This window comes from Bacillus cereus group sp. MG20, from assembly GCF_040459885.1.
In the GTDB taxonomy this organism is placed as follows: domain Bacteria; phylum Bacillota; class Bacilli; order Bacillales; family Bacillaceae_G; genus Bacillus_A; species Bacillus_A cereus.
Genome location: NZ_JARVHF010000001.1, coordinates 3,116,844 through 3,129,548 on the forward strand (window position 1 = coordinate 3,116,844; position 12,705 = coordinate 3,129,548).

Consider the following 12,705-nt stretch of genomic DNA (forward strand, 5'->3'; position numbering starts at 1 on the left):
AAAACTAACTGTTATTTTAAACAGAACTATAGATATAACTAGAGAAAAGGAAGGGTGTTTTCATGTACGATATTTCCGGATGGAAACATGTATTTAAGCTTGATCCAAATAAGGAGTTAAGCGATGAATATTTAGAAATGATTTGTGAGTCTGGAACGGATGCTGTTATTGTAGGCGGAAGTGATGGAGTTACAATTGATAACGTATTACACATGCTAGTTAGCATTCGTAGATATGCAGTTCCTTGTGTATTAGAGGTTTCTGATGTAGAAGCAATTACACCAGGATTTGATTTTTATTACATCCCAAGTGTTTTAAATAGCCGAAAAGTAGAATGGGTAACAGGTGTTCATCATGAGGCATTGAAAGAATTTGGGGATATTATGGACTGGGACGAAATTTTTATGGAAGGGTATTGTGTTTTAAATCCCGAAGCGAAAGTAGCCCAGCTTACAGATGCGAAATGTGATTTAACAGAAGATGACGTTATTGCATATGCGCGTTTAGCAGACAAGTTATTACATTTACCGATATTTTATTTAGAATATAGCGGTACGTATGGAGATGTTGAACTTGTTAAAAATGTAAAAGCAGAATTGAAACAAGCCAAGTTATATTATGGCGGTGGTATTTCTAATGCAGAACAGGCGAAAGAAATGGCGCAATATGCTGATACAGTAGTTGTTGGAAATATCATTTATGATGATATAAAATCGGCGTTAAAAACAGTTAAAGCAGTAAAAGGAGAGTAGGTGCAGGCGTATATGAGTATGACAGATAAGTTATTAAACGGTTTAAATCCACAGCAACAAAAAGCAGTACAAACAACGAATGGACCACTGCTACTAATGGCAGGTGCAGGTAGTGGTAAGACACGCGTGTTAACACACCGTATTGCGTATTTGCTTGGTGAAAAAGGTGTAGCACCATGGAATGTACTAGCTATTACCTTCACAAATAAAGCAGCTCGTGAAATGCGCGAGCGTATTGATAAACTTGTGGGACCAGAAGCAGAAGATATTTGGATTTCGACGTTCCACTCTATGTGTGTACGTATTTTACGACGCGATATCGATCGTATTGGTATTAATCGTAACTTTACAATCTTAGATTCAGGTGATCAGCTAACTGTAGTCAAAAAAATTATGAAAGAGCGCAATATTGATCCGAAGAAATTTGAGCCGCGCTCTATTTTAGCGGGTATTAGTAATGCAAAAAATGAATTGTTATCTGCGGATAAATATGCAAAAAAAATTACAATGGCTGATCCATATGAAAAATTAACGAGCGATGTATACACAGAGTATCAAAAACGTCTTTTGAAAAATAATTCATTAGACTTTGATGATTTAATTATGACGACGATTCAGCTATTTGAACGTGTTCCAGAAGTATTAGAGTTTTATCAGCGTAAGTTCCAATATATTCATGTTGATGAGTATCAAGATACGAACAAAGCGCAATATCTTCTTGTTAAACATTTGGCAGCACGTTTTAAAAATCTTTGCGTTGTAGGTGACTCTGACCAGTCTATTTATCGCTGGCGTGGTGCAGATATTTCTAACATTTTGTCATTTGAAAAAGACTATGAGAATGCACAGGTAATTTTGTTAGAACAAAACTATCGTTCGTCACAAAATATTTTAAATGCAGCGAATGCTGTTATTGAAAAAAATACGAATCGTAAACCGAAGAAATTATGGACAGACAATCAAGTTGGAAGTAAAATCTCGTATTATCGTGCCGCAACTGAAAAGGACGAAGCATATTTTGTTGCGAAAAAAATTCGTGACGATCTTCAAATGGGGAAACGAAAATACACTGATTTTGCAGTGCTATATCGTACGAATGCTCAGTCTCGTATGGTCGAGGAGATTTTCCTTAAATCTAACATTCCTTACAAAATTGTCGGGGGAACTAAGTTCTACGACCGTAAAGAGATTAAAGATATTTTGGCGTACTTACGTTTAATCGGTAATCCAGATGATGAAATTAGTTTTGCACGTATTATTAACATGCCAAAGCGTGGTATTGGTGCGACTTCTATCGATAAAATTATTAATTATGGTGTGCAAAACGGAATTTCATTAACTGCTGTATTTGATGAGATTGAGCATGTTGGAGTAAGTGCAAAAATTACAAAGGCAGTAAAAGAATTCGCAAGTTTATTACACAACTGGGTAAATATGCAAGAGTATTTATCTGTTACAGAATTAGTAGAAGAAGTTATTGAAAAAACAGGCTATCGCGATATGTTGAAAAATGAGCGTTCTTTAGAAGCGGAAGGTCGTTTAGAAAACTTAGACGAATTCTTATCTGTTACGCAAACATTTGAATCTCAAAGTGAAGATAAGAGCCTTGTTGCATTCTTAACAGATTTAGCACTTGTTGCTGATATTGATCGTGTAGATGAAGACCCAACTGCTGGTGAAGAAGTTATTTTAATGACGATGCACTCAGCAAAAGGATTAGAGTTCCCGGTTGTCTTTATTGTTGGTTTAGAGGAAGGGATATTCCCTCATACTCGTTCTCTTATGGAAGAGGATGAAATGCAAGAAGAACGTCGTCTTGCTTATGTAGGTATTACTCGTGCAGAAGAAGAGTTATATTTATCTAATGCGCAAATGCGTACTTTATTTGGTAGAACAAGTATGAATGCTGCGTCTCGCTTCATTACAGAAATCCCGGCAGAACTAGTGGAATCATTAAATGAAACAGCGCCGAAGCGTGAAAATTCGTTTGGTGCAAAAGGCAGAACAGCAAGTAGCAGTAAAATGACAACGACAACCACAACACGCTCTCGTTCAGCTTTCGCGCGTCCAGCAGCTAAGACGACAGGCGGTGAGCAAATTGGCTGGGCAGTAGGCGATAAAGCTTCTCACCAAAAATGGGGAATCGGTACAGTTGTAAGTGTAAAAGGTGAAGGTGATGCAAAAGAATTAGATATTGCGTTCCCAAGCCCGATTGGTGTTAAACGTTTGTTAGCAAAATTTGCACCTGTGACGAAACAATAGAAAGGAATGAGGATATGTCAAAAGAGATAGCAAAAAAACGTATAGAAGAACTGCGTGATTTGTTAAATACATTTAATTATCAATATCACGTATTAGACAATCCTTCTGTTTCTGATGCGGAATATGACCGTGATATGCAGGAGCTTATAAAATTAGAAGCAGAGAACCCAGAGTTTATGAGTGAAGATTCTCCCTCCGTTCGCGTTGGGGGAACTATTCTTGATATATTTGAAAAAGTAACACATAAGTCACCAATGTTAAGTTTAGGGAATGCATTTAACGAAGGGGATTTGCGTGATTTCGACAGAAGAGTATGTCAAGGAATTGATGGTGCGAATGTAAGATATATATGTGAATTAAAAATTGACGGGCTTGCCGTTTCGCTTCATTATGAAAAAGGACGCTTCATTCAAGGGGCGACACGTGGTGATGGTGTAACGGGTGAAGATATTACTCAAAATTTAAAAACGATTAAAGCTATCCCACTTCGTTTAAATGAAGAAGTAACGTTAGAAGCACGAGGCGAAGCTTATATGCCGAAGCGTTCATTCGTTAAACTAAATGAAGAAAAAGAGCAAAATGGAGAAGATGTATTTGCGAATCCGCGTAATGCAGCAGCAGGTTCAATACGTCAACTTGATCCGAAAATTGCAGCGAAGCGTAACTTATCTATGTTTGTGTACGGTCTTGCGAATGTAGAAGAAAAAACAATTCCATCGCACAGTGAATCGCTTGATTTCTTAGGTGAACTCGGATTTAAGACAAATCCAAATCGCCGTACATGTGAAACAATCGAAGAGGTTATAGCTTATGTAGAAGAATGGCAAGAAAAACGTCCGCATCTTGATTATGAGATTGATGGAATCGTTATAAAAGTAGATGATGTTGCTCTTCAAGAAAGTCTAGGAACTACAGCGAAGAGTCCACGATGGGCGATTGCTTATAAATTCCCAGCTGAAGAAGTTGTAACGAGACTAACAGGCATTGAATTAAGTGTTGGCCGAACAGGAGTTGTAACGCCGACTGCAGAGCTAGAGCCAGTGAGAGTTGCTGGTACGATTGTTCGCCGTGCTTCTTTACATAACGAAGATTTGATTCGTGAAAAAGACATTCGAATTGGTGACTACGTTGTTGTGAAGAAGGCTGGAGATATTATTCCTGAAGTTGTGAACGTTATTTTTGATAAGCGTACTGGTGAAGAAGAAGAATACCGTATGCCAACGCATTGTCCAGCATGTGAGAGTGAACTTGTTCGTTTAGAAGAAGAAGTAGCACTTCGATGTATAAATCCGACTTGTCCGGCTCAAATTCGAGAGGGATTAATCCATTTCGTTTCAAGAAATGCGATGAATATTGATGGACTTGGAGAACGTGTCATTACACAACTCTTTGATGCAGATTATATTCGTACATTTGCTGATTTATATGCATTGACGAAAGAGCAATTATTACAGTTAGAACGTTTTGGTGAAAAATCAGCAACAAACTTAATACAAGCAATTGAAAATTCTAAAGAAAACTCGTTAGAGCGATTATTATTTGGTCTTGGAATTCGCCACGTTGGAGCGAAAGCAGCACGTACATTTGCAGAGCACTTTGAAACGATGGATGAGCTTGTAAAAGCAACAGAAGAAGAACTAAAAGCAATTAATGAAATTGGCGAAAAAATGGCTCAATCTGTTGTGACATATTTTGATAATGAAGATGTATTAGAATTATTACAGCAGTTTAAAGAGTATGGCGTGAATATGACATACAAAGGTATAAAAATTGCAGATTTACAAAATGTTGAATCTTACTTCGCAGGAAAAACGGTTGTTTTAACAGGTAAGCTAGAAGTTATGGGACGAAGTGAAGCGAAGAAGAAGATTGAGGCATTAGGTGGAAAAGTAACAGGAAGTGTTAGTAAGAGTACGGATTTGGTTGTTGCAGGTGAAGCAGCTGGTTCGAAATTAGCACAAGCGGAGAAACATAATGTTGAGGTTTGGAATGAAGAGAGGTTCTTACAAGAGCTAAATAAGTAAGAGGTGCAAACTTACCATGAAAAAAATAGCATTAGCGATATTAAGCCTGGGCCTACTTGTAAGTGGGTGTAGTGCAGGTGCCGACAAAGATGAAAAAGTGGCTGAGAAATCGGGGAAAGCAAAAGAACAATCAGTTGTTCCAAAATACGCTATTTCGGATGAATATTATAAGACGACTATTCCATTTGATGGTGGAAATGCACGTGGTTTAGTGGTGCAAGGGCTAAATAGTCGTCTTGATATAGATGAATTTGAAACAGGATTAATGCGAATTGCAAAAGAATCATTTAATACGAAAGATAATTTTTTAAAAGGCGGAAGTGCTCTAGATACTCAAGTGATACAGATGCTTGTTAAAAGAAAACGTACAGATGCTGAACAAAAGGAACTAGAGGACAAATTAAAAAAAGATGCAGTTAAATTTCCTAATATAGGATTAAACCCTGCATTAGGAACGGGATCCGAATCACTAGAAGTGAAAAATAAAAAAAATCCAATATATATTTCAAATATTTTAGAGCATGATTATTATGTGAAAAAAGGCGATAACAGCGAGGAACGTGTTGGTATGGTAGTTGGATTAGCAATGAATTCTGTTCAATATTTTAACGAAGAGCATGGTTATCCACGTGAAGCTGCCATCCCGGATGAAAAGATGTTAGCTGAAGGGAAAAAAATGGCGCAAGAAATTTTGAAAGTCATACATCAAAAACAACCTGATACAAAAAATATTCCGATAACATTTGCGATTTATCGCCAAGCTCCAAAGTCTTCGCTCGTACCAGGTAACTTTGTTTCTTATGCAAATGTAGAAAAAGGTAGTGAAACGGTTGAAGATTGGAAACAAATTAATGAGAAATACTATTTGTTCCCATCAGAGCAAGCGAAAACAGATAATAAACGTGAAGATCTTGCAAGAGTATCCAACTTTAAGGCAAAACTAAGCGATTATTTCCAAGGCGACTATACAGCTGTTATTGGTACTGGTATGTATAGAGATGATGAATTAAGAGAAATGAAGCTTGATATTCCTGTCCAGTTTAATGGAAAAGCTGAAATAATTGGTTTTACACAATATGTGGCAGGGCTTGTTATGGAATACTTCCCGAATTATATGAAAGTACAAGTAACGATTAAATCTGTAGAACGCCCAGAAGCTATTATTATACGTGAAGCAAAACAAGATGAACCACTTGTGAAAATTTTAGATTAAATATGAAGGCTGTTCCTCTATGGAACAGCTTTTTTTCTTATGTAATTTTGTTATAATTTAAAATGTTGTAAATAATAGGGGTAAGGGGTAAAGTTCATGGAAGAATTAAGTTTTCAAGTCATTATTTTATTAATTGCATTCGGTTTTTTAGCAGCTTTCATTGATTCCGTTGTTGGAGGAGGAGGGTTAATTTCGCTTCCTGCGCTTATGTTTGTTGGCTTATCGCCGGCTTCAGCAATTGCAACGAATAAATTAGCGGCAACAATGGGGACGTTTACGAGTGCGATGTATTTCATTCGATCAGGAAAAGTTGATTTTAAAATTGTAGGAAAGTTAATCCCGTTAACTATTGTTGGAGCTGTTGCAGGTGCTTTAGTAGTAAAATTTATTCCATCGGATATTTTACGCCCATTAGTACTTGTAATGTTGGTATTTATTGCTATTTATATTATTGCAAAAAAGAATTGGGGAAGTGTGTCTACCTATAAGAAGATGACGCAAAGAAAAACATTAATATTTTTCTTTGTTATTTTAATGATAGGATTTTATGATGGATTTTTTGGACCAGGGACAGGGTCATTTTTAATTTTTGCATTTTTATTAATTGGTTTGGATTTTATTCAAGCGGCAGCATCTGGAAAACTTTTGAACTTTGTTAGTAATATTGTATCTTTAATTACTTTTTTATTTTTAGACATAATTCATTTTGAATACGGTATTATCATGGGATTATCAATGATCTTAGGTGCTTATTTGGGATCGAAGTTTGCGGTTCAAAAAGGCGTTGGATATGTAAGGACTTTATTTTTATTGGTTACTATATTATTGATCGGGAAAAATGTTTTGGAATATACTCATATTTTGTAGATTCATACGCATGTATGAATCTCTTTTTTTTATTATATTTTAAAAATTTATTAATTTTTAAAATATAAGTCTAGGAATATTTGAATAAATCTAAATTATCGTGTAGAATAATGTTGTAAAATGTAAACGTTTTTCTAAGGGGAGGCTAAAAAAAATGGTAGTAGCATACAAACATGAGCCATTTACAGATTTTTCAGTGGAGGCTAACAAATTAGCGTTTGAAGAAGGTTTAAAGAAAGTAGAATCTTATCTTGGACAAGACTATCCATTAATTATTGGGGGAGAAAAAATCACTACAGAAGACAAAATTGTTTCTGTAAACCCTGCAAATAAAGAGGAACTTGTTGGTCGTGTTTCAAAAGCAAGCCGTGAGTTAGCTGAAAAAGCAATGCAAGTAGCGGATGAAACATTCCAAACTTGGAGAAAATCAAAGCCAGAAATGCGTGCAGACATTTTATTCCGTGCTGCAGCAATCGTTCGTCGCAGAAAACATGAATTCTCTGCTATTCTTGTAAAAGAAGCAGGTAAGCCATGGAATGAGGCAGATGCTGATACAGCAGAAGCAATCGACTTTATGGAATATTATGGTCGTCAAATGTTAAAATTAAAAGACGGTATTCCAGTAGAAAGCCGTCCAATTGAATATAATCGTTTCTCTTACATTCCATTAGGAGTAGGTGTTATCATTTCTCCTTGGAACTTCCCATTCGCAATTATGGCAGGTATGACAACAGCTGCTTTAGTTTCTGGTAACACAGTATTACTAAAACCAGCTAGTACAACTCCTGTAGTAGCAGCGAAATTTATGGAAGTATTAGAAGAAGCTGGCTTACCAGCTGGCGTAGTAAACTTCGTTCCAGGTAATGGTTCTGAAGTTGGTGACTACTTAGTAGATCATCCTCGTACACGTTTCGTAAGCTTCACGGGATCTCGTGATGTAGGTATCCGTATCTATGAGCGTGCAGCGAAAGTAAACCCAGGCCAAATTTGGTTAAAACGCGTTATCGCTGAAATGGGCGGTAAAGATACAATCGTTGTTGATAAAGAAGCAGATCTTGAATTAGCAGCTAAGTCTATCGTTGCATCAGCATTCGGATTCTCAGGACAAAAATGTTCTGCATGTTCTCGTGCAGTAATCCACGAAGATGTATACGATCACGTATTAAATCGTGCTGTTGAATTAACAAAAGAATTAACAGTTGCTAACCCAGCAGTATTAGGTACAAACATGGGTCCTGTTAATGACCAAGCTGCATTCGATAAAGTAATGAGCTATGTTGCAATTGGTAAAGAAGAAGGTAGAATCTTAGCAGGTGGTGAAGGAGACGATTCTAAAGGCTGGTTCATCCAACCAACAATCGTTGCTGATGTTGCAGAAGATGCTCGCTTAATGAAAGAAGAAATCTTCGGACCAGTAGTAGCATTCTGTAAAGCAAAAGACTTCGATCATGCACTTGCAATTGCAAACAATACGGAATACGGTTTAACAGGTGCTGTTATTACTAACAACCGTGACCATATTGAAAAAGCACGTGAAGACTTCCACGTTGGTAACTTATACTTCAACCGTGGATGTACTGGTGCAATCGTAGGTTACCAACCATTCGGTGGCTTTAACATGTCTGGTACAGACTCTAAAGCTGGTGGACCTGATTACTTAGCACTTCACATGCAAGCAAAAACTACTTCTGAAACTTTATAAGAAATAGTAGAGGAGCTCTTCACAAAATGTGAAGAGCTCCTTTTAAAATTGAAACCCCATATATTACCGTCGTTCGAAGAGAATGAGCTAAAACCTATTAATAGCGGGATAAACATGTAAACAGAAATAAAATAATGAGAAAAGTTGACGTATTAGTCATATTTTTTAGTATTCATTTTGAGAATTTCCTGTATAATACAATTTGAAAGAAAATCTATGGTTCGACAAGGAACACTCCTTTCGGTTTTGCTCACTGAAAGGAGTGTTTTTTTATGTAGCTAAAAATTCTTTCGTGCTTATTACATTTGCATATACGCCATTTAAACTAGCTAAAATTGTATTGTGAATATAAACAGCTGGTATAGTAGCGTTCTTAAAAGAAAGGTCTTTTGTAGCACAAGCATCGTGTATAACGGTACATTGAAAACCAAAATCAAATGCAGCCCTTACTGTAGCATCAATACACATATGAGTCATCATCCCGCATACGACGACATGTTCAATGTCTAAACGCTGTAATTGCTCTAGAAGATTAGTTTCTCGGAAGCTATTTGGATAATGTTTGACTATAACTGTTTCTTCTCTAAGTGGACGTACGCTTTCGTGAATATGTACACCTTCTGTATTAGGTAGGAAAAAAGTAGCGTTATCTTTTATAGCTACGTGTTGGATATGAAAAATAGATTCGCTGTTTGTTCTAAAGTGTTGTAATAACTGATTAGCATATTCGCTTGCTTCTACTGGATTACGCAATTCCATCTTTCCATTTGGAAAATAATCGTTTTGAATATCGACGAGTAAAAGAGCTGTTTTCATATATTTATCTGCCTCCGAGTTTCATATTCAAATAAATTTATTCAATTCGTAGAGAGGATTCTCCTGTTTAAAAATATGAGGAAGAAGAATTTTAAATAACCTTGAAAGTTACTATTTTCTCATGAATTTTCATCTGAAAATTTTAATAAAGGAATAATTAATATTTTTCTAAAAAATGTATTGACTCTTATTATTCTGAGTTCTATAATGAGAATTAATTAAATGACAATTAAATCGATACATTCTTATCCAGAGAGGTGGAGGGACTGGCCCTACGATACCTCAGCAACGGGTTTTTTAATACCGTGCTAACTCCAGCAAGCCATATAAAGGCTTGGAAGATGAGAAGTTGTGAACGAGTACATATAAGTGCTCTCCTTCTTATCTTTATGGTTGATAAGAAGGAGAGCACTTTTTATTTTACCTCGAAAGCTCTACTTCAAGTTTTTACAGCATATAGGAGGGGAAAAAATGATTTCTTTTAACAATGTAAGTAAAGTGTATGAATCAGCTGGGCAATCTGTTCATGCGGTGGAGGATGTAACATTATCAGTTGAGAAAGGCGAAATTTTTGGCATTATCGGTTTTAGTGGCGCTGGAAAGAGTACATTATTACGCTTAGTAAATATGTTAGAGAGACCAACGTCAGGAACGATTGCAATAGATGATAAAGATATTACATCATTATCGACGAAAGAATTACGCAAACTAAGACAAAGAATCGGAATGATTTTTCAAAGCTTTAATTTATTTAATTCAAGAACAGTATTTGGGAATATTGCTTATCCATTAAAGTTAGCGAAATTGCCAAAGAACGAGATAAAGGAACGAGTGAATGAACTGCTGAAGTTTGTAGGGTTAGAAGATAAAGCAAACTATTATCCAGAACAGCTATCAGGGGGACAAAAGCAACGTGTTGGTATTGCTAGAGCACTTGCGACATCGCCAGATATTCTTATATGTGATGAGGCAACATCAGCCTTAGATCCAGAAACGACGACAGAAATTCTAAACTTATTAAAGAAAGTAAATCGAGAATACAATTTAACAATCCTTCTTATTACACATGAAATGCATGTTGTGAAAGAAATTTGTCACCGTGTAGCTGTAATGGAGAAGGGAAAAGTTATTGAAGAAGGAAAACTGTTCGATGTTTTCACGCAATCCAAAACAAAGACGACTCAAAACTTTGTACGTTCTGTTATTAATGATCATTTACCAGAAAGTGTTCTAGCGAAAATTCAAAATGGTGGTCAAATTTATCGTCTAACATTTACTGGTGAGGAGACAGGACAGCCGGTACTATCATATATCGCAAAAAACTATAACGTCGATGTAAATGTACTGTACGGAAATATTATTGAACTTCAAAATGTGCTATTTGGAAATCTGCTTGTAGAATTGCAAGGTGAGCAGAGGGAAATTCAAAAAGCATTACAACATCTAAGACTGCAAGTGCAGCTGAAGGAGGTAGAAGCTCATGCGAGTTGATTGGAGTATATTTTGGCCGCGCATACTAGATGCGACGGGGGATACCCTCTTAATGGTAATTGTAACCCTTATATTCGCTACAATTCTGGGTATACCTCTAGGTTTACTTTTATATGTAACGAGAAAAGGAAACTTTTTAGAAAATAAATGGGTCTTTTCTATTCTTAACATCATAATTAATACAATTCGTCCGGTACCATTCATTATCTTTTTAGTAGCTTTAAGTCCACTAACGAGAAGCGTTATTGGAACGACGATTGGAACAGCAGCAGCAATTTTCCCGATGACGTTAGTCGCATCAATTGGTATTGCTAGAATGGTTGAAACAAATCTTGTTTCCGTTCCGAAAGGAGTAATTGAGGCAGCACAAGCAATGGGCGCCTCGCCAATTAGAATCGTTTTTGAAATCCTTGTACCAGAAGCGTTAGCACCATTAATCTTAGGTGTCACATTTATGACAGTTGGTTTAATTGAATTTTCTGCAGTTGCTGGGCTTGTCGGTGGTGGCGGTCTTGGTGACTTGGCAATGACATATGGTTATCAACGTTTTGATACATCAGTTATGTTTGTAACGGTTGTTTTACTTATTATTCTCGTACAGATAGCTCAAAATTTAGGAAACTACTTTGCGAAAGTCTTGTTACGTAGATCATAAAAAGGAAGAGAGGAAAAGAAAATGAAGAAAATTTTAGCATTTGCATTATCAGCGATTGTAGGAGTCTCAGCATTAAGTGGCTGCTCAAGTGGAGACACGGGTGCAGGAGCGAAAGAAAAAGTAGTTCGCGTCGGTGTAACTGGAACGGATGGAGACGCTTGGGAAATTTTGAAGAAAAAAGCTGAAAAAGAAGGGATTAAGATTAAACTGGTGGAGTTCTCTGATTATACAACTCCAAATAAAGCTTTAGCTGATGGAGATATTGAATTAAACTCATTTCAGCATATTGCTTTCTTAGAGCAATTTAAAAAAGAGCATAAGTTAGATATTACAGCTGTTGGTACAACACAAATTGCGCCAATGGGTTTATACTCTGAAAAATATAAGAAGGCAAATGAAATTCCAGATGGTTCAGAAATTGCAATTCCAAACGATCCAACGAACCAAGCACGTGCATTAAAACTTCTTGATGCAGCTGGATTATTAAAGCTGAAAAAGGATTTTGGTCTATTTGGAGATCCAAGCGGCATTGCTGAAAATCCGAAGAAGTTAAAAATCACGCCGGTTATCGCACAGCAAACACCTCGTGTGTTAAAAGATGTAGCGGCATCAGTTATTAATAACGGTGTTGCTGGTCAAGCTGGATTAGATCCAGCGAAGGATCCTATTTTCTTAGAAGATCCAAAGAATGAAAATGCGAAGCCTTATATTAATATTTTCGCAGCTCGTACGAAAGATAAAGATGATCCAACACTGAAAAAAGTAATTGAATTATACCATTCAAAAGAAGTAACAGATGCAATTAAGAAAGAAACAAATGATGGTTCAATTTCAGTAGATCTTTCACTTGAGGAGCTTGAAAAAATCGTGAAATAATCATTGGGTTTAATGGACTAACAGAAGGAACCCCTCCGCTGTTAGTT

At 36.4% G+C, this 12,705-nt stretch carries 10 protein-coding genes and 1 riboswitch; of the genes, 9 read left to right on the plus strand and 1 reads right to left on the minus strand.

Features of this window, described 5'->3' with window-relative positions; translation table 11 throughout:
* Positions 1 to 62: 62 nt before the first annotated feature.
* The 6 genes from pcrB (at position 63) to pruA (ending at position 8,820) form a co-directional block, all read left to right on the plus strand.
* Entirely contained in the window at positions 63 to 752 is a 690-nt protein-coding gene (gene pcrB, locus QCI81_RS16075; protein ID WP_000272109.1) for a heptaprenylglyceryl phosphate synthase, read from the plus strand.
* Positions 753 to 764: 12 nt separating this feature from the next.
* On the plus strand, positions 765 to 3,014 hold the full coding sequence (gene pcrA, locus QCI81_RS16080) for a DNA helicase PcrA (RefSeq protein ID WP_002094226.1): 2,250 nt from the start codon (positions 765 to 767) through the stop codon (positions 3,012 to 3,014).
* 14 nt (positions 3,015 to 3,028) lie between these two features.
* Positions 3,029 to 5,038: an NAD-dependent DNA ligase LigA gene (ligA, locus tag QCI81_RS16085; RefSeq protein WP_023520911.1), complete on the plus strand. Its 2,010-nt coding sequence runs from the start codon at positions 3,029 to 3,031 to the stop codon at positions 5,036 to 5,038.
* A gap of 16 nt (positions 5,039 to 5,054) precedes the next feature.
* On the plus strand, positions 5,055 to 6,251 hold the full coding sequence (locus QCI81_RS16090; RefSeq protein WP_000717010.1) for a CamS family sex pheromone protein: 1,197 nt from the start codon (positions 5,055 to 5,057) through the stop codon (positions 6,249 to 6,251).
* A 96-nt stretch (positions 6,252 to 6,347) separates the two neighbouring features.
* Positions 6,348 to 7,118 carry a TSUP family transporter gene (locus tag QCI81_RS16095; protein ID WP_000391979.1) on the plus strand — a complete coding sequence of 257 codons (771 nt, stop codon included), beginning with the start codon at positions 6,348 to 6,350 and terminating at the stop codon, positions 7,116 to 7,118.
* Positions 7,119 to 7,272: 154 nt separating this feature from the next.
* Positions 7,273 to 8,820: an L-glutamate gamma-semialdehyde dehydrogenase gene (gene pruA / locus QCI81_RS16100; protein WP_000259555.1), complete on the plus strand. Its 1,548-nt coding sequence runs from the start codon at positions 7,273 to 7,275 to the stop codon at positions 8,818 to 8,820.
* A 270-nt stretch (positions 8,821 to 9,090) separates the two neighbouring features.
* On the opposite strand, the gene QCI81_RS16105 is transcribed toward pruA, so the two are convergent.
* Positions 9,091 to 9,636: a cysteine hydrolase family protein gene (locus QCI81_RS16105; protein ID WP_000844913.1), complete on the minus strand. Its 546-nt coding sequence runs from the start codon at positions 9,634 to 9,636 to the stop codon at positions 9,091 to 9,093.
* Between the two features lie 242 nt (positions 9,637 to 9,878).
* Positions 9,879 to 9,984, plus strand: a riboswitch (SAM riboswitch).
* Positions 9,985 to 10,107: 123 nt separating this feature from the next.
* Here QCI81_RS16105 and QCI81_RS16110 point away from each other — a divergent pair.
* From QCI81_RS16110 to QCI81_RS16120, 3 genes are read left to right on the plus strand one after another with little or no spacing between them, the layout of a single operon-like run.
* Positions 10,108 to 11,127 (plus strand): methionine ABC transporter ATP-binding protein, encoded by a 1,020-nt coding sequence (locus tag QCI81_RS16110; protein ID WP_353810849.1) that lies wholly within the window; start codon positions 10,108 to 10,110, stop codon positions 11,125 to 11,127.
* Positions 11,117 to 11,782, plus strand: a complete 666-nt coding sequence (locus tag QCI81_RS16115; protein WP_001261865.1) for a methionine ABC transporter permease — start codon at positions 11,117 to 11,119, stop codon at positions 11,780 to 11,782. Before QCI81_RS16110 ends, QCI81_RS16115 begins: the two co-directional genes overlap by 11 nt.
* 21 nt (positions 11,783 to 11,803) lie before the next feature.
* Positions 11,804 to 12,658: a MetQ/NlpA family ABC transporter substrate-binding protein gene (locus QCI81_RS16120; RefSeq protein ID WP_000721596.1), complete on the plus strand. Its 855-nt coding sequence runs from the start codon at positions 11,804 to 11,806 to the stop codon at positions 12,656 to 12,658.
* The last annotated feature ends 47 nt before the right edge of the window (positions 12,659 to 12,705 follow it).

Coding starts and splice junctions, on each gene's coding strand:
- pcrB (WP_000272109.1), top strand. CDS start 63: ATGTACGATATTTCCGGATGGAAACATGTATTTAAGCTTGATCCAAAT.
- pcrA (WP_002094226.1), top strand. CDS start 765: ATGAGTATGACAGATAAGTTATTAAACGGTTTAAATCCACAGCAACAA.
- ligA (WP_023520911.1), top strand. CDS start 3,029: ATGTCAAAAGAGATAGCAAAAAAACGTATAGAAGAACTGCGTGATTTG.
- QCI81_RS16090 (WP_000717010.1), top strand. CDS start 5,055: ATGAAAAAAATAGCATTAGCGATATTAAGCCTGGGCCTACTTGTAAGT.
- QCI81_RS16095 (WP_000391979.1), top strand. CDS start 6,348: ATGGAAGAATTAAGTTTTCAAGTCATTATTTTATTAATTGCATTCGGT.
- pruA (WP_000259555.1), top strand. CDS start 7,273: ATGGTAGTAGCATACAAACATGAGCCATTTACAGATTTTTCAGTGGAG.
- QCI81_RS16105 (WP_000844913.1), bottom strand. CDS start 9,636: ATGAAAACAGCTCTTTTACTCGTCGATATTCAAAACGATTATTTTCCA.
- QCI81_RS16110 (WP_353810849.1), top strand. CDS start 10,108: ATGATTTCTTTTAACAATGTAAGTAAAGTGTATGAATCAGCTGGGCAA.
- QCI81_RS16115 (WP_001261865.1), top strand. CDS start 11,117: ATGCGAGTTGATTGGAGTATATTTTGGCCGCGCATACTAGATGCGACG.
- QCI81_RS16120 (WP_000721596.1), top strand. CDS start 11,804: ATGAAGAAAATTTTAGCATTTGCATTATCAGCGATTGTAGGAGTCTCA.